Origin of the sequence: Brevundimonas vesicularis, assembly GCF_014204545.1 — a bacterium.
Lineage (GTDB): Bacteria > Pseudomonadota > Alphaproteobacteria > Caulobacterales > Caulobacteraceae > Brevundimonas > Brevundimonas vesicularis_B.
This window is the reverse complement of sequence record NZ_JACHLJ010000002.1, coordinates 664,364-680,810: the sequence shown is the minus strand read 5'-3', so window position 1 is coordinate 680,810 and position 16,447 is coordinate 664,364. Positions and strand designations below refer to the sequence as shown.

Sequence of the window (16,447 nt, the reverse complement as noted above, 5' to 3'; positions counted from 1 at the left end):
ACCCTTCCAGTCATCTAAACTATCAAACGCTTACCAGCGGCGGTCGTAGCGGTAGTCGCGATTGTTGCGATAGTCGCGGCGGTCATAGCGCGAGTCGTAACGGCGGCCGTCGTAGCGGTAGTCGTAGCCCGAGCGGCTGCGGTCGATGCCGTGCTCGCGCTCCCAATGGCCTTGGTTACGGTAGCATTGGCCGCCGCGATAATATTCGCAGCCCGAGCCGCGGTTGGAGGCCACCGCGCCCAGCGCCGCACCGGCAAGCGCACCGCCCGCGATGTAGCTGCCGTCGCCGTTGCCATAGATGGCGCCGGCCAGACCGCCCACGGCGGCGCCGATCAGGGCGTTACGGCCGGTGTTGTCGCGATCGCGCGATTGGGCGGAAGCCGGAGCGGCCATCAGGCTCAGGGCCACGACGGGAGCGGCGGCGACCGCAGTGATCTTCAGCAGCTTGGACATTTTGGTCTCCTTCTTGGCTTGCCGATCTGCGTTTCCGGGGCGGGAAGGCATCCAGCGTTGAGTCCCTTTTATCGCTCTCAGTTTGAACGACCCCGGAGGCCGGCATTCATTTTCGGTTCATTTGTCACAGAGAATTCGCGCGGCGGACGGGCGGCGCCGCTTGACGGTCACGCCACCTCTGCCTAACTCCCGCTCGCGTTAGCACTCTCGCCGGTCGGCTGCCAAAACGGCGATCGCGAGAGCGCCGCACACCGTTTCAAAAACGCCCCGATCCGGGGGTTTTACAGGGAGAAGTCCGATGGCGTTCCGTCCGCTCGGCGACCGCGTGCTGGTCAAGCGCGTTGAAGAAGAATCCAAGACCAAGGGTGGCATCATCATCCCCGACACCGCCAAGGAAAAGCCGCAGGAAGGCGAAGTCGTCTCCGTCGGCCCTGGCGCCCGCGACGACACCGGCAAGGTCAATGCTCTTGAGCTGAAGGCCGGCGACCGCATCCTGTTCGGCAAGTGGTCGGGCACGGAAGTGAAGATCGACGGCGAAGACCTGATCATCATGAAGGAATCCGACGTCCTGGGCGTGCTGTCCTAAGCACCCGACGTCCGACGTTCTTCAATCCAATTCATATAGATAGGAGCTGCCCGCATGGCCGCTAAAATCGTACACTTCAACACCGACGCGCGTGACAAGATGCTGCGCGGCGTCAACGTCCTCGCCAACGCCGTCAAGGTGACCCTGGGTCCCAAGGGCCGCAACGTCGTGATCCAGAAGTCCTTCGGCGCTCCGCGCTCGACCAAGGACGGCGTGTCGGTCGCCAAAGAGATCGAGCTGGAAGACGCCTTCGAGAACATGGGCGCCCAGATGATCCGCGAAGTCGCTTCGAAAACGAACGACAAGGCGGGCGACGGCACCACCACCGCAACCGTGCTGGCTCAGGCCATCGTGCAAGAGGGTCTGAAGGCCGTCGCCGCCGGCATGAACCCGATGGATCTGAAGCGCGGCATCGACAAGGCCGTCGGCCTGGTGCTGGAAGAGATCAAGTCGAACTCCAAGCCGGTTTCGAACAACTCGGAAATCGCCCAGGTCGGCACCATCTCGGCCAACGGCGACTCGGAAATCGGTGAGCTGATCGCTCAGGCGATGGCCAAGGTCGGCAACGAAGGCGTCATCACCGTCGAGGAAGCCAAGACCGCCGACACCACCGTCGACGTCGTCGAAGGCATGCAGTTCGACCGCGGTTACCTGTCGCCTTACTTCATCACCAACGCCGACAAGATGGAGGCCCAACTCGAAGAGCCGCTCATCCTGCTGTTCGAGAAGAAGCTGACCTCGCTGCAAGCCATGCTGCCGATCCTGGAAGCCGTGGTGCAGTCGGGCCGTCCGCTGCTGATCATCGCCGAGGACATCGAGGGCGAAGCCCTGGCGACCCTGGTCGTCAACAAGCTGCGTGGCGGCCTGCGCGTCGCCGCCGTCAAGGCTCCGGGCTTCGGCGATCGCCGCAAGGCCATGCTGGAAGACATCGCCATCCTGACGGGCGGCCAGGTCATCTCGGAAGACCTGGGCATCAAGCTTGAGAGCGTGACCATCGACATGCTTGGCAAGGCCAAGAAGGTCTCGATCACCAAGGACGACACCACCATCGTCGAAGGCGTCGGCGGCAAGGACGAGATCGAAGCCCGCGTGGCCCAGATCAAGCGCCAGATCGAAGACACCACCTCGGACTACGACAAGGAAAAGCTGCAGGAACGTCTGGCCAAGCTGGCCGGCGGCGTTGCAGTCCTGCGCGTCGGCGGTTCGACCGAAGTCGAAGTGAAGGAAAAGAAGGACCGCGTCGACGACGCCCTGAACGCCACGCGCGCCGCGGCTGACGAAGGCATCGTTCCGGGCGGCGGCATCGCCCTGCTGAAGGCCTCCAAGATCCTGGCCGACGTCAAGGGCGACAACGCCGACCAGAACGCCGGCATCGCGATCATCCGTCGCGCCCTGCAGGCTCCGATCCGTCAGATCGCCGAAAACTCCGGCGTCGAAGGCTCGATCGTGGTCGGCAAGGTGCTGGAAAACGGCGACGCTTCGTTCGGCTTCAACGCCCAGACCGAAGAGTACGGCGATCTGGTGCAGATGGGCGTCATCGACCCCGCCAAGGTCGTCCGCACGGCTCTGCAAGACGCCGCTTCGGTCGCTGGCATCCTGATCACGACGGAAGCGGCCGTCGCCGACGCGCCCAAGAAGTCGGGCGGCGCTGCTGCTCCCGACATGGGCGGCATGGGCGGCATGGGCGGCATGGACTTCTAAGTCCAAGCTAACCCACGCTGAAATGCAGAAGGGCGGGACCGCAAGGTCCCGCCCTTTTTGTTTGCCTATCCTCTCTGCGAAGCGGGGAGGGTATGGCTGTTTCAGAATTCCGAAATCGCGCCTGGCTTACGGGACCGCGTCTTCAGCCACATGACGCCCAAGAGGTCCGAGACCGACGCCCGCAGGCGGCCCCAGTTGGTGTATTTCGAGCGGCCGACCTCGCGGTGGCGGTGGTCCACGTCGAGGTACTGGTTCTTGAACCCTTCGCGGATCATCAGGGCCGGCAGGTAGCGGTGGATGTGATCGAAGTAGGGCAGGCGCAGGAAGACGTCGCGGCGGAAGGCCTTCAACCCGCAGCCGGTGTCGTCGGCGTCGTCGCCGAGCAGTTTGCGTCGGATGCGGTTGGCCCAGATCGAGGCCTGGCGCTTGGCCTCGGTGTCCTGGCGTTTGGCGCGACGGCCGCCGACCAGGCCCACGTCGCCGGGGGCGGACAGAAGCGCATCGACCAGGCGGGGCGCATCGGCCGGCGGGTTCTGGCCGTCGCCGTCCATCGTCACCACGACCGGCGCGCGCGCGGCCAGAACGCCGGTGCGAACCGCCCGGCTCTGGCCCGCATTGGTCCCGTGGGCCAGCACGCGCAGCGCCGGCAGTTCGGCCATGGCGGCCTTCAGCTCGGCCAAGGTCGCATCCTTGGACGCATCGTCCACGAAGATCATCTCGTACGAACGGCCGGCGAAGGCGGCGGCGATCTCGCGCGCCAGGGGCACGGCGGCGCCCGCCTCGTCATGGACGGGAACGACGACGGAGATTTCGGGCGTTTCGACGGTCATCGGCGCTCCATAGAGGATAACGAGAGCTTAGGGGAGACGGCTGACGCAGGCGTGGTCGCCGTGTAAGGAGTCTGGAATGAAGACTTTCGATCTGGATGGCCGCATTGCCGGCTGGCGCGGGCCGGTTCTCGCGGCCCTGCTGACGCTGATCGCCGGCCTGCCGGGCCTGCTGCTGCTGCCGCCGCTGGATCGCGACGAAAGCCGGTTCGCCCAGGCCACGTCCCAGATGCTGGAAAGCGGCGACTATGTCGACATCCGCTATCAGGACGAGCCGCGCTGGAAGAAGCCGGTCGGCATCTACTGGATGCAGGCGATCGCCGTGGGCCTGACCTCGGATGTCGAGGACCGTGAAATCGCGCCCTATCGCATCCCCTCCCTGCTGGGCGCCATGCTGGCGGCCTGGGCCGTCGCCTGGGCGGGCTCGGCCATGCTGGGCAGTCGGGTCGGCTTCTTCGGCGGGGCCATCATGGGGGCGACCTTCCTGCTGTCGACCGAGGCGGGTATCGCCAAGACCGACGCCATGCTGTGCGGGGCGACGACCCTGGCCATGGCGGCGCTGGCGCGCATCTATATGGCGACGAAGGCCGGCGAACGACCGATCCGGCCGCACAAGCTGCTGTTCTGGATCGGCATCGGTCTGTCGATCCTGATCAAGGGACCGATCGGGTTTCTGGTCGTGGCCCTGGCCATCATCGCCCTGTCGATCTGGGATCGGAACGTCAAATGGCTGTATCGCCTCGGCTGGGGTTGGGGGCTGCCGCTGGTCGCACTAATGGTCGGACCATGGGCCATCGCCATCACCATCGCCACCGACGGCGGTTTTTGGCGCGAGGCCATCGGCGGCGATTTGGCGCCCAAGATTGCCGGTGCGCATGAGAGCCATTCGGGCTTCCCCGGCATGTATCTGCTGCTGGCGCCCCTGCTGTTCTTCCCTTCGACCCTGTTGTTGCCCGCCGCCGTCTCGACGGGCTGGAGCCGACGCGCCGAGCCGGCGATCCGGTTCCTGGTCTGCTGGCTGGTCCCGGGCTGGCTGATGTTCGAACTGGCCCCGACCAAGCTGTGGCACTACACCCTGCCGACCTTCGGGGCGCTGGCCCTGTTGGCGGCCGCCGCCCTGGCCCAGCCCATCGGCAAGGTCTCGCGCATCACCGGCGCGGCGCTGGGCGCGTTCGCGGCTCTGCTGATCATCGGCATCACCGTCTATGGCTTGACCGTCTATGGCACCTCGACGGCCCAGACCTGGGCGGCGTTGACGGTGGTCATGGCGCTGGCGGCGGGGGCGATGGGGGGCTTCCTGTTGCTGAACCGGGCGCCGGTCGCGGCCCTGGTCGCCTCGCTGGCGTTCGGGGTCGTGGCGCACGCGGCCCTGTCGGGCACGATCCGCCAGCTGCGGCCTCTGGCCATCGCGCCCCAGCTGGAAAAGGCGCTGGAGGCGGCGGATCTGCATCCGCGTCAGGGGCGCACGCCGGGGCCGGTGGCGATCACCGGCTTCCATGAACCCAGCTTCGTCTTCCTGACCGGGCGCGACACCGACCTGACCGACGCCCAAGGCGCGGCCGAGGCCTTGGCCGAGGGGCGGCCCGCCATCGTCGAAGGACGTGACGCCGACGCCTTCCGTGCGGCCGCCGCGCGTCTGGGCGTGTCCGGTCGCGCGGTCGGGACGGTCAACGGCTACAACTATTCGGCGGGCGATCCGGTCAGCCTGACCATCTATGCGCCGCCGCCCCGAAACGGGAATGGCGCCGCCGCTGCGGGAGGCGAGTGATGGGCCGCTTCATCCAGATCGTCGAAGTCGGGCCGCGCGATGGCTTGCAGAACGAAAAGGCTGTGCTTGAGCCCGCGGTCCGCGCCGATCTGGTGCGGCGGCTCGAGCAGGCGGGGGCGAAACGGATCGAGGCCGTCTCCTTCGTCCATCCCAAATACGTGCCGCAGATGGCCGGCGCCGAGGAGGTCATGGCCGCCCTGCCGCATGAAGCGGGGCGCAGCCGTATCGGCCTCGTGTTGAACGGCAAGGGCTATGACCGGGCGCTGGCGACCGGGGTGGACGAGGTCAATGTCTCGGTCGCCGCCACCGACGGTTTCGGCCTGAAGAACCAGGGCCTGGCGGTGAAGGATCAACTGGCCATGCTGGGCGAGATCGTCGCCCGCCGCCACAACGCCGAGGCCAGCGAGGGCGCGCCGTCGCTGTCGGCCATGATCTCCTGCGTCTGGGGCTGTCCGTTCGACGGCGAGGTGTCGGTCGATCAGGTCGCGGACATGGTCGGCGCCATCGCCGAGATGGGCGTCGGCGAGATCGGGCTGGCCGACACCATCGGCGCCGGCGATCCTTGGGCGGTGACGCGCAAAGTCGAGGCGGCCAGGGCGGCCGCGCCGAATGCGACCCTACGCCTGCATTTCCACGACACCCGCAACACCGGCCTGGCCAACGCCTATGCGGGCGTCGAGGCCGGGATCGACGTGCTGGACGCCTCGGTCGGGGGCATCGGCGGCTGTCCGTTTGCGCCGGGCGCCACGGGAAACATCGCCACCGAGGACCTGGTCTATATGCTGGCGCGGGCCGGGTTCGAGACCGGCTATGACCTGGACGCCCTGATCGCGACGGCGCGCTGGATCGGCGAAGCCATCGGCCGGCCGGCGCCGTCGGCGCTCAGCCGGGCAGGCGGATTTCCCAAGAGCTGAACCTTTGTGGCGGCGTATCGCAAACGGCGCTAAATCAGGGTGAACAGGCGTAGCCGTTGGACCGGCTGCGAAGAGGACCGTCCATGCTGCTCGCCATTCCGCTGCTGCTGATCCCGGTGGTGCTCTACAATATCGTGGTGCTATTCGGCGCGCCGAGCGGGGCGGGGATGGTGCAGGCGGACGTGCTGCTGCGCGATCCGCTGTTTTCCGTCACCATGACTTCGGGCGCGCAATGGACGATCGGGTCCGGCGACCTGATTCTGTTCCTCGGCCTGATCCTGCTGTTCTTCGAACTGGTGAAGTCCACCTCCAGCCAGCGGATCGCCATCATCAATCACGCCCTGTCGATGATCCTGTTCATCGGCGTGCTGGTGGAGTTTCTGCTGCTGCCGGGCTTTGCGACCTCGACCTTCTTCCTGATCGTGATCATGATCCTGCTGGACGTGCTGGCCGGGTTCATCGTGACCATCATCGCGTCGCGCAAGGATTTCGAGTTCGGCGGGGCGTGAGCCGAACGGCTCTCCCCAAGAACGGGCTCAAGTAGCGAAGCGCGATAGCCTTAAGAAAAAGCCGTGAAGATCAGGGCGACGACGGCGACGTCGAAGGCTTTGGCGGCGAGGGCGAAGACGGCGGGCATGGGCGGGTCCGGCAAAGGGCGTTCTGCCTCGCCCCCAGCAAACCCCGTGCCGCCCGAGCGGCGTCAGCTCAGATGTCGGTCTTGGCGGTCCTGCCCGTTTTTGGACGACGCTCGGCCGCGCCCGAATATTCGGCTCCGAGGTAGGCAGAGCGGGCAGCATCCAGCACCGGTGGGCCGCCGCGCAGGCCGCGTTTCTGCCCGCTCTGGCCCATCTGCTGGGCGACGAAGGCGGCGGCGCCGGGCTCGGGCGTCGGCAGGGCGGCAGCTCTTGCCGGGGCCGGTTGGGGCTCGATCATCTCAGGCGCATCGAGGGGGACCAGGGCGCGCGAGGCGGATCGGGCGCGCCGCTCGCGCTCGCGGCGTTCGCCTTCGCGGCGATCCACCCGGTCCGGTCCACCGACGGCCTGGATCCGGTCGGTCATTTGCCCTTGCCGCCCGCCAGTTTCTCGATCTGACGGCGCATCTCGTCCATCTGGCGACGCATTTCGTCCAGGGCGTCAGGCGCCTCGGGCGGCGGGGCCGGCTCTGCCTTGTCATCGGACGCGGCGGGGGTCGGCTCGGCGCGGGGATAGGAGAAGGCCGGGAACATCTGCATGGCGCGCTCGAACATCGCCATATTGGCGCGCGCGGCGTCCTCCATCAGGGTCGCGCCTGCACCGGTTCCGAAGGCGCGCCCCATCTGACTGGCGAACTGCTCCTGCTGGCGACCGAAGTTGGCCAACGACATCTCCAGATAGGAGGGCAGGACGCCCTGCATCTGACCGCCGTAGAAGCCGATCAGCTGGCGCAGGAACTGAACCGGCAGCAAGGCCTCGCCCCGGCTCTCTTCCTCGAAGATGATCTGGGTCAGGATCTGGCGGGTCAGGTCGTCGTTGGTCTTGGCGTCATAGACGACGAACTCCATCCCCTCGCGCACCATGGTCGCCAGGTCTTCCAGCGTCACATAGGCGCTGGTCCGCGTGTTGTAGAGCCGGCGGTTCGCATACTTCTTGATAACGACCTGAGCACTGTCGCCGGTCTTTCCACCCTTGGTCTTTTCGTCAGCCACGCTTGTTCTCGCGATGTTGCAACGCGTCACTATCCTCCGTTGCGACGCGATGCGCCAGAGGGGGACAAAACCGCCGGGAACGGACGGTCGATCAGTGACCCATAGCCGGGGCAAGCACGACGCCGACCAGCACGGCCGTCCAGTGGACTGTCGCCCCGGTAACGACGAACCCGTGCCAGATGGCGCGGCGGAACTTCACGCGCGGGCTGATGAAGACAAAGACGCCGGCGGTATAGATCAGGCCGCCGATGACCAGCAGGGCCAGGGCGATCGGATGCACCGTCTCCACCATCGGCTTCAGGGCCGCCACCGCCAGCCAGCCGAAGACGACATAGACGCCGCTCCAGAACTTGTCCGAGATGCGCGGCGCGAACAGCTTCACCCCGGCTCCGAGGAAGGCCAGGGTCCAGATCAGGGTGGTGAAGCCGATGGCCCACAGACCCTCGAACCGCTGGGTGGTGAAGGGGGTGTAGCTGCCGGCGATCATCAGGAAAATGGCCGCCTCGTCCAGTCGCCGCAGCACGGGCCGCGCGGCGCAGGGGTTGGTCCAGTTGTAGATGGTTGAGGCCGTCAGCATGCCGACGAGGCAGAGGGCGTAGATCGCAGTGGCCATCACGCCCCCGATCCCTGCATAGACCCCGGCCAGACCCGCCAGGATGATGCCGCCGACCGCCGCCAGCATCAGGCCGACGATGTGGACCCACAGATCCGCCAGCTTTTCCGCGCGCGTCGGATAGTGCTCGATCATGTCCAGCTCGTCCGGCGTGCAGACGTGGGTGACAAGACGTTTCAGCGTGCGCAGCATGGACCTTCCAATCCGTCGATCGCCTCTATCGTTCCGTGACAATGCGCCGACGGGGTGACGATTGGCTGAATCGCGCCCTGTTCATGTCGTCGCAGGTGACGAACGCGCTGCAATGCGGCAAAACAGTCACGCCGAATTATTCTCCAAAGAGTGAAATCCCATGACCGACGTCGTCATCGTTTCCGCCGCGCGCACCCCGGTCGGCTCCTTCCTGGGCGCCCTGTCGTCCCTTCCGGCGTCCAAGCTGGGCGAGATCGCCATCAAGGCGGCGCTGGAACGGGCCGGTGTTTCCGGCGACGAGGTCGATGAGGTGATCCTGGGTCATGTGCTGCAGGCCGCCGCAGGTCAGGGCCCTGCACGCCAGGCCGCCGTGGGCGCGGGCGTTCGAAAGGAGGCCGCCGCCTGGAGCCTGAACCAGATCTGCGGCTCGGGCCTGCGCGCCGTCGCCATCGCCGCCCAGCAGATTGCTCTGGGCGACGCCAGGATCGTGGTCGCCGGCGGCCAGGAGAGCATGAGCCAGGCGCCGCACGCGCAACAGCTGCGCAACGGTCACAAGATGGGCGACGTCGCCCTGGTCGACACCATGGTCAAGGACGGTCTGTGGGACGCCTTCAACGGCTATCACATGGGTCAGACGGCCGAGAACATCGCCGATAAGTGGTCCATCAGCCGCGAGGCGCAGGACGAATTCGGGCTGGCCAGCCAGCACAAGGCCGAGGCGGCCCAGAACGCCGGCAAGTTCGATGACGAGATCACGCCGGTCGTTATCCCCGGCCGCAAGGGCGACGTGACGGTCGGCAAGGACGAATACATCCGCCACGGCGCGACGCTGGAGCTGATGCAGAAGCTCAAACCCGCCTTCACCAAGGACGGCAGCGTCACCGCCGCCAATGCGTCCGGGCTGAACGACGGCGCCGCCGCCCTGGTGCTCATGAGCGCCGACGAGGCCAAGGCGCGCGGGCTGGAGCCGCTGGCCCGCATCGCCTCCTACGCCACCGCCGGCGTCGATCCGTCGATCATGGGGACCGGCCCGATCCCGGCGTCGAAGAAGGCGCTGGAGAAGGCGGGCTGGAGCGTCGCGGATTTGGATCTGGTCGAGTCCAACGAGGCCTTCGCCGCCCAGAGCCTGTGCGTGGTCAAGGAGCTGGGTCTCGACCCGGCCAAGGTCAACGTCAACGGCGGCGCCATCGCCATCGGCCACCCCATCGGCGCCTCGGGCGCGCGCATCCTGACGACGCTGCTGTTCGAGATGAAGCGGTCAGGCGCGAAGAAGGGTCTGGCGACCCTGTGCATCGGCGGCGGCATGGGCGTGGCCATGTGCGTCGAGCGCGCGTGATCCGATAAGAAGAAAAGGGGCGAGGTCTCCCTCGCCCCTCAACTCTTAGTCCGCCGCGGGATATTCGAACGGATCGCTCGGCGTGGGCTGGGTCGGCAGCGGCATGCGGGGCAGGGGCTCGTCGCGGTTGGCGGCGTTCAGCAGGAAGCTGGCCAAAATGACGGCCGCCTGACGCAGGTCCTCGGCCTTCAGGTGGTCATAGCTGTCGATGCTGGTGTGGTGCAGGCGGCTGGAATAGTCGAGCGGGTCCTGGATGAACTGATATCCCGGCACGCCGACGGTCTGCATATAGACGTGGTCGGTGCCGCCCGAATTGCGCAGCGAGACCGTCGTCGCGCCCATGCTGGCGAACGGGGCCAGCCATTCCTGGAAGATGGGGGCGGCGGCGACATTGCCCTCGGCGTTGATGCCGCGAATCTTGCCCGAGCCGTTGTCCAGATTGAAATAGGCGACCAGGTCGCGATAGCCCGCGCGCGGCTCGATCGGCCAGCGGCTGCGCCAGGTGCGGTTGTCCGGCAGGCCCGCCAGCGCCGGATCGTTCGACGCAGCGCGCGTCGCCAGATGACGGTCGACATAGGCCAGCGAGCCCAGGATACCTTGCTCCTCGCCGTTCCACAGGGCGAAACGGATGGTGCGTTTAGGCTTGACGTTCAGGGCCTTCAGGATGCGGGCCGCCTCCATGACCACCGCGCTGCCGGCGGCGTTGTCGACCGCGCCGTCCGAGGCGACCCAGCTGTCCAGATGGGCGCCGGCCATGACGTATTCGGTTCCGCGCGTCGTGCCGGGGATGTCGGCCAGGATGTTGTAGGCGTTGACGTCCTCGTCGTGGAAGCGGACTTCGCTCATCAGCTCCAGCGTCGGCGGTGCATCGGTCAGGGCGAGGCGCGCCAGACGGCGATAATCCTCGGCCGCCAGCTCCATCCCCGCCAGCTTGGGCGTGGCGCCGACCTGATAGGTGTAGCCCGTGCCGTGCAACAGGCCGCCGTCACGCTGGGAAATCCGCACCCAGGCCAGGGCGCCCTGCTCGGCCAGGAAGGCGTCCAGCTGATTGGCGAAGTTCACGGTCTTAAGCGAGCGTTCGATGGCGGCCGGCGAATGCTGGGGCTGGTTATAGGTGTTGCGCTCGGCCAGTTCGGCGCTGGTCCAGCGGCGGAAGGCCGGCTCGGTCGGCTCGGACCCCGTGCCCGGCTGGGACAGCATGACGATCTTGCCCGACAGCTTGCCGCGCCATTTGTCGAAATCCTCGACCTTGGAGATGGGCGCAACGATGACGCCGCCGCTGATGGTCCCATTGGTCGAGGGCGTCCAGGCCACCGGGATGGCGCGCAGATCGAGCGGGCGCGGTGCGGTCATGCGGGCGCTGGAGCGGACGATGGACCAGCCCCGGCCGAACTCGAACCCCTCGGCGCGAACATTGGACAGGCCGTAGTTCGTGAACTGCGCTTGAGCCCACCGTTCGGCCTCGCGCATCTGGGGCGAGTTGGTCATCCGCCCGCCGATCCGGTCGGTCAGATAGGCGGCGGTCTGCATCACCTGGCTGTGGTTCAGCCCCTGGTCGATAATGCCGTTGACAGCGACGCGGTTCACCGACTGGGCGGCGACCGGCGTGGCGAGAAGAGCGGCGGCGGAGACGAAGGCGAGCAGACGCGACATGGATTTCCCCAAGAAAGCCCGATGGCTGAACAGGGGCGCATCTGATGCGATCCGCCTACGGAGTGCAAACCGCAAACCGTGTTCAGGCCGCGACGATCAGCCCCAGGGGCCGCGCGGCTCCGTCGGCGTCGCGGGAACGCCGGTGGTCGAGGTCGTGAGGCCGGCGGCGGGCCGAGGCTGGGCCAGGTCCAGCGTTCGCGGGCGCGGCTGCATCCCCATCTTGGCGCCCAACTCCAGCAGCGCCTTGACGCGATTGAGCGTCGCCGGATGGGTCGAGAACAGGTTGTCCGCCCCGCGTCCCGCCAGCGGATTGATGATGAACATCTGACCCGAGGCCGGATTGCGCTCGGCCGTCTGATTGGTGATCCGCCTGGCGTAGGCGTCGATCTTCTGCAGGGCCGAAGCCAGGGCCTGGGGATCGCCGGCGATCTCGGCGCCGACGCGGTCGGCCTCATATTCGCGGCCCCGGCTGATGGCCATTTGCACCAGACCGGCGGCCATGGGCGCCAGCAGCATCAGGGCGATCGTGCCGATGATGCCGCCCGGCCGCTCGCGGTCATTGCCGCCGAAGAACAGGGCGAAGTTGGCGAGCGCGGCGATGGCGCCGGCGATGGTCGCCGTCACCGTCATGATCAGGGTGTCGCGGTTCTTCACATGGGCCAGCTCGTGCGCCATCACCCCGCGCACCTCCTCGCGCGTCAGCATGTCCAGCAGGCCGGTGGTGGCGCAGACGGCGGCGTTCTCGGGGTTTCGGCCCGTGGCGAAGGCGTTGGGCTGATCATTGGGAATGATGGCGACCTGCGGCTGAGGCAGGCCGGCGTCGCGGGCCATCTGACGCACGTCGGCGACGTAGTTCCTGACCACGGCGTTGGGGTGCTGCTCATCGACCGGCTGGGCCCGGTACATCTTCAGCACGATCTTGTCGGCGTTCCAGTAGCTGAACAGATTCATCCCGCCCGCGAACAGCAGGGCGATCGCCATGCCGGTCGCGCCGCCGATCAGATAGCCGACCCCTGCGAACAGGGCCGTCATCGCCGCCAACAGAATGAAGGTCTTCAGATGGTTCATCGCGGTTCCATTCCCGATCCGTCTGGCGTCACGGGCTTGAACCTCTATTTGAGAGAAGGCGCATCAAGCCTCAAGGGAGCCGCCCTGTGACCGAACATCCCACCCTCGCGCCGAATGACGCCGACGAAACGCCGGTGGCAGCGCCCATTTTCAATGCCGACGTGCCCCACGCCACGCCGGAACGGCCGCTCAGCGAGGCCGCGCGGCGCGCGCTTCGGGAAGCGGCGGATCGTCGCGCGGCGGAAACGACCGTTCAGGCGGACACGGAATATGGCGGTCCGACCGGTCCCGAGCCGACCCGTTTCGGCGACTGGGAGAAGAAGGGTCTGGCGGTCGATTTCTGACCCGCCGAGCCTGCTGCGACGGGCGCAAAGGTTAACCACGCCTTAAGAAACAGGCGCCGGACTTGCCAGTGTCGGGACAACTCAGAGGAGTCTGTCCCGTGACGATACAGTCGATACTTACCGCCGCGTCGGCGGCTCTGCTGCTCTCCGCAGCGCCCGCTCTGGCCGGTGGTCCCGGTCACGGGGGTTATGGCGGCGGCCACCCCGGCGGCGGCTGCGGCGGGGGATGCGGCGGCGGCGGTCACTACGGCGGCGGCAACTACAACGCCAACCACAACGTCAATGTGAACGTGACCGGCGGCGCCTACGCCAATGCCAACGCAAACGCCTATGCGAGCGCCTCCAGCTACGCGGCGAGCAGCGCACGGTCCTATTCCAGTTCGTCCAGCTTCCAGCGCGGCTATGTCGGCGGCGGCACGACCTATGTCGGAAGCGGCGGCTATTCGGACGGCTATTACGGCGGCGGCTATGTCGGCGGCGTCAGCGCGACCTCGGTTCTGGTCGGTCGTCCTCCGGTCAGCGCGCCGGTCGGCTATCCGGTCTATGGGTTCGGCCGTGACTATATCGGCTGGCGTCCGTATCCGGGCCGTCCGGTCGACTGCAACTGCCGTCCACCCGTTCGCCCGCCGGTTCGCTACGAACACCGCTATGAGCAGCGTTACGAGCAGAGCTACGTCGATCAGCCGCCGGTCTATGTCCAGGCGCCGCCCGTCCAGATCGCGCCGCAGCGCATCTATGTCGCGCCTTCGCAGGTCAGCATGGCCCCGCCTCAGATCGAGATGGGACCGCCCACCTATATCGAACAGCCGCCCATCTATGTGCAGGCGCCGCCGGTGAACATCGGGCCGCAACGCGTCCAGGTGGCCCCGTCGCAGGTGAACCTGGCCCCGGCACAGGTCGATGTCGGCCCGCCCGTCTACGTCGATCAGGCCCCGGTCTATGTGCAGTCGGCGCCCGTCAACATCGGCCCGCAACACATCCAGGTCGCCCCGGCCCAGGTTAATGTCGCGCCCGCCCAGGTCGAGGTCGGCGGTCCGGTCTATGTCGATCAGTCGCCGGTCTATGTGCAATCCGCGCCGGTCAATGTGGCCCCGGCCCAGGTCTATGTCGCGCCGCCGGAAGTGAACACGGCCCCGCCGCCGCCGCCTCCGCCCCCGCCGCCGCCGTCGGGCTACTACGGGGACCTGCCGCCGCCCGAGGCGCCCGCGCCCCACGCCCCGCCGCGTCACGGCTATGCCCAGGAGCCGGGCGAGCGCGGCTGATCCCCTCGCGCTAGAATAACCGAAGACGAACGGTCGCCCTGGTCTGTCTCAGATCAGGGCGATCTGCTGTGCGATCTGTTGCGCGGCTGCGCGTGGATCGCTCGACGCCGTGATCGGCCGGCCGATGACCAGATGAGTCGCGCCGGCTTCAAGCGCCGCCTGTGGCGTCGCCGCCCGCGCCTGGTCGTCCAGCGCAGCGCCGACGGGTCGTACGCCCGGCGTGACGATCAGGAAGTCGGGCCGGCCCGCCTCGACCGCCAGAGCACGCGCTCCCGCCGCCTCATGCGGGCTGGAGACGACGCCGTCGATTCCGGCCTCCAGCGCCTGCCGCACGCGCCGTTCGACCAGATCGGCCGGCGACAGGCTGTGGTCGTCGGCGGCCAAATCGTCGGCCGTAAGGCTGGTCAGGACCGTAACCCCCAGCACCTTCATTTTCGAGCCCGCCGCGCCGCGCGCCGCCGCCGCCATCACCTGGGGCCGCGCATGGACCGTCAGCAGGTCGCAATCCGCGCCCGCCAGATTGGCCGTCGCCTTCTCCACGGTCGCGCCGATGTCGTGCAGTTTCCAGTCCAGGAAGATTTTTCGCCCCTGCGCCTTCAGCTCACGCGCCAGCGCCATGCCGTCGACCGCGAACAGTTGCAGCCCGACCTTATAGAAGCCGATCGCGTCGCCGATCCGCTCGGCCAAAGCAGCCGCCTCGGCCGTCGTCGGCACGTCCAGGGCGCAGATGATCCGCTCGTCGGGCGCACGATCGGAGGGGGTTTGGGGATCGGTCATCGACGGACTCGCGCTGAGCGGCTATGCCGGACACGAGGGCGCGTCGGCAGGGCGGCGTGATGGATTGAGGGCGAGGGCAGGCGATGAACGCAGTCGATTTGGGTGTCAACCTGTTCGTGACCCTGTTCGCCCTGCTGGACCCGATCGGCAATCTGCCGATCTTCGCCGCCGCAACGGCCGGGGCGACCCTGCGTCAGCGGATTTCGGTCTCGGCCCTGATCTGCGCCTTCGCCGCCGTCTTCCTGGCCTTCTTCCTGTTCACGGGCCTGGGCCTGCTGCAGTTCTTCGGCATTTCGCTGGCGGCGTTCCGCATCGCGGGCGGCATACTGCTGTTGTTCCTGGGTCTGGACATGGCGCGCGGCGACTTCCTGGCCATGTTCGCCGACAAGGATGCGCTGGCCGATTCCAAGGACGTGCGCGGCTATGCCCGCAGGCGTTTCCAGCGCCTGGTCGTCCCCTTCGCCATTCCGCTGATGATCGGCCCCGGCGCCATTTCGGCGGTGATCATCCAGGCAGGCGAGGCGGCCAAGCTGGGTTACGGCGGGACCATGGGCTCGCTGGTCGCGATCGCGGCGGCCTGCGCTGTCTCCTTCGTCTGTTTCGCCCTGACCGGGTCGCTCAGCCGCCTGCTGGGCGAGGTCGGCATGGCGATCATCGTCAAGGTGCTGGGCCTGATCCTGTGCGCCCTGGCGATCCAGTTCATCCTGCTGGGCCTGGGAGAGGCCATCCCCGGCATGATCTCCGGCGCCGTGACGACCCCCTATCCGGGGACCAAGTAAGACGTCAGTCCGCGTCGTCCTCGATGGCGTGAATGTCGTCGTCGGTCAGGCCGAGGTGATGGCCGATCTCGTGGATCAGGACGTGGGCGATCAGTTCGCCGATCCCCACGTCGCCGCGCTCGCACCATTCGTCCAGGATGGGGCGGCGATAGAGGAAGACCCGCGACGGCTCGGCCGCCGGGCCCAGGCTGTCGCGCCGGCCGATGTCCACGCCATGATACAGGCCCGTCAGCTCGAAAGGGTCCTCGACCTCCATCTCCGCCAGCGTCGCTTCGTCGGCGAAGTCGTCGATGCGGATCACCACCTCGCCCGCCGCCTGTTTGAATGGTCCAGGCAGGGCGTCGAACGCCTCCTGAGCCAGGCGGGCGAAGTCATCGAGCGAGGGGGCGATCGGGTCGGTCATGTCCGCGATATCGCCGTCCCGACGCCCTGCCGCAACGGGGCGCGATGACGCGATCACGAGACTGCCGCTTTTTCGCGCGCTTGGAG

Annotated in this window: 18 protein-coding genes; 9 read left to right on the top strand and 9 right to left on the bottom strand. The window is 67.3% G+C overall.

The annotated features are described in order from the left end of the window. Window positions 1-30: 30 nt before the first annotated feature. The gene (locus HNP47_RS11510) at window positions 31-453 is read right to left on the bottom strand and encodes a hypothetical protein (RefSeq protein ID WP_055809009.1); all 423 of its coding nucleotides are present in this window, start codon (window positions 451-453) and stop codon (window positions 31-33) included. A gap of 298 nt (window positions 454-751) precedes the next feature. Between HNP47_RS11510 and groES the strand changes: the two genes are divergently transcribed. Both groES and groL read left to right on the top strand, forming a co-directional pair. Beyond that, entirely contained in the window at window positions 752-1,039 is a 288-nt protein-coding gene (gene groES / locus HNP47_RS11505) for a co-chaperone GroES (RefSeq protein WP_055808823.1), read from the top strand. Between the two features lie 54 nt (window positions 1,040-1,093). Then, complete coding sequence (gene groL / locus HNP47_RS11500; protein WP_184279664.1) at window positions 1,094-2,740, top strand: chaperonin GroEL; 1,647 nt, start codon at window positions 1,094-1,096, stop codon at window positions 2,738-2,740. A 101-nt stretch (window positions 2,741-2,841) separates the two neighbouring features. Here groL and HNP47_RS11495 read toward each other — a convergent pair whose 3' ends face one another. Then, a complete protein-coding gene (locus HNP47_RS11495) occupies window positions 2,842-3,570 on the bottom strand; it encodes a glycosyltransferase family 2 protein (protein ID WP_184279663.1) in 729 nt (242 codons plus the stop codon). Between the two features lie 76 nt (window positions 3,571-3,646). Here HNP47_RS11495 and HNP47_RS11490 point away from each other — a divergent pair, with 76 nt between their 5' ends. The 3 genes from HNP47_RS11490 to HNP47_RS11480 all read left to right on the top strand — a co-directional run bounded on the left by HNP47_RS11490 (window position 3,647) and on the right by HNP47_RS11480 (window position 6,758). Then, entirely contained in the window at window positions 3,647-5,335 is a 1,689-nt protein-coding gene (locus HNP47_RS11490; protein WP_184279662.1) for a glycosyltransferase family 39 protein, read from the top strand. After that, a complete protein-coding gene (locus HNP47_RS11485; RefSeq protein WP_184279661.1) occupies window positions 5,335-6,249 on the top strand; it encodes a hydroxymethylglutaryl-CoA lyase in 915 nt (304 codons plus the stop codon). Before HNP47_RS11490 ends, HNP47_RS11485 begins: the two co-directional genes overlap by 1 nt. A gap of 83 nt (window positions 6,250-6,332) precedes the next feature. Further along, window positions 6,333-6,758, top strand: a complete 426-nt coding sequence (locus HNP47_RS11480; RefSeq protein WP_184279660.1) for a hypothetical protein — start codon at window positions 6,333-6,335, stop codon at window positions 6,756-6,758. A 196-nt stretch (window positions 6,759-6,954) separates the two neighbouring features. On the opposite strand, the gene HNP47_RS11475 is transcribed toward HNP47_RS11480, so the two are convergent. The 3 genes from HNP47_RS11475 to trhA form a co-directional block, all read right to left on the bottom strand. Beyond that, window positions 6,955-7,308: a hypothetical protein gene (locus HNP47_RS11475; RefSeq protein WP_184279659.1), complete on the bottom strand. Its 354-nt coding sequence runs from the start codon at window positions 7,306-7,308 to the stop codon at window positions 6,955-6,957. Next, window positions 7,305-7,934, bottom strand: coding sequence for a polyhydroxyalkanoate synthesis repressor PhaR (gene phaR / locus HNP47_RS11470; RefSeq protein WP_184279658.1), 630 nt, complete (start codon window positions 7,932-7,934; stop codon window positions 7,305-7,307). Before phaR ends, HNP47_RS11475 begins: the two co-directional genes overlap by 4 nt. Window positions 7,935-8,025: 91 nt before the next feature. Next, a complete protein-coding gene (trhA, locus tag HNP47_RS11465) occupies window positions 8,026-8,739 on the bottom strand; it encodes a PAQR family membrane homeostasis protein TrhA (RefSeq protein WP_184279657.1) in 714 nt (237 codons plus the stop codon). A gap of 160 nt (window positions 8,740-8,899) precedes the next feature. Between trhA and HNP47_RS11460 the strand changes: the two genes are divergently transcribed. Continuing rightward, the gene (locus HNP47_RS11460; RefSeq protein WP_184279656.1) at window positions 8,900-10,075 is read left to right on the top strand and encodes an acetyl-CoA C-acetyltransferase; all 1,176 of its coding nucleotides are present in this window, start codon (window positions 8,900-8,902) and stop codon (window positions 10,073-10,075) included. Window positions 10,076-10,120: 45 nt separating this feature from the next. Here HNP47_RS11460 and HNP47_RS11455 read toward each other — a convergent pair whose 3' ends face one another. Together HNP47_RS11455 and htpX are read right to left on the bottom strand one after the other, a co-directional pair. Beyond that, window positions 10,121-11,728, bottom strand: a complete 1,608-nt coding sequence (locus HNP47_RS11455) for a M20/M25/M40 family metallo-hydrolase (RefSeq protein WP_184279655.1) — start codon at window positions 11,726-11,728, stop codon at window positions 10,121-10,123. Window positions 11,729-11,824: 96 nt separating this feature from the next. Continuing rightward, window positions 11,825-12,796 (bottom strand): zinc metalloprotease HtpX, encoded by a 972-nt coding sequence (gene htpX, locus HNP47_RS11450; protein WP_184279654.1) that lies wholly within the window; start codon window positions 12,794-12,796, stop codon window positions 11,825-11,827. 86 nt (window positions 12,797-12,882) lie between these two features. Between htpX and HNP47_RS11445 the strand changes: the two genes are divergently transcribed. Both HNP47_RS11445 and HNP47_RS11440 read left to right on the top strand, forming a co-directional pair. Beyond that, entirely contained in the window at window positions 12,883-13,140 is a 258-nt protein-coding gene (locus HNP47_RS11445) for a DUF1674 domain-containing protein (RefSeq protein WP_311770071.1), read from the top strand. Window positions 13,141-13,238: 98 nt separating this feature from the next. Then, the gene (locus HNP47_RS11440) at window positions 13,239-14,402 is read left to right on the top strand and encodes a hypothetical protein (RefSeq protein WP_184279653.1); all 1,164 of its coding nucleotides are present in this window, start codon (window positions 13,239-13,241) and stop codon (window positions 14,400-14,402) included. 48 nt (window positions 14,403-14,450) lie between these two features. Here the strand turns inward: HNP47_RS11440 and pyrF are convergent, their stop codons facing one another. After that, entirely contained in the window at window positions 14,451-15,179 is a 729-nt protein-coding gene (gene pyrF / locus HNP47_RS11435; protein WP_184279652.1) for an orotidine-5'-phosphate decarboxylase, read from the bottom strand. Between the two features lie 83 nt (window positions 15,180-15,262). On the opposite strand from pyrF, the gene HNP47_RS11430 reads away from it, so the two are divergent. Next, the gene (locus tag HNP47_RS11430; protein ID WP_184279651.1) at window positions 15,263-15,958 is read left to right on the top strand and encodes a MarC family protein; all 696 of its coding nucleotides are present in this window, start codon (window positions 15,263-15,265) and stop codon (window positions 15,956-15,958) included. Window positions 15,959-15,962: 4 nt separating this feature from the next. Here the strand turns inward: HNP47_RS11430 and HNP47_RS11425 are convergent, their stop codons facing one another. After that, the gene (locus HNP47_RS11425; protein WP_184279650.1) at window positions 15,963-16,361 is read right to left on the bottom strand and encodes a metallopeptidase family protein; all 399 of its coding nucleotides are present in this window, start codon (window positions 16,359-16,361) and stop codon (window positions 15,963-15,965) included. Window positions 16,362-16,447 lie beyond the last annotated feature (86 nt).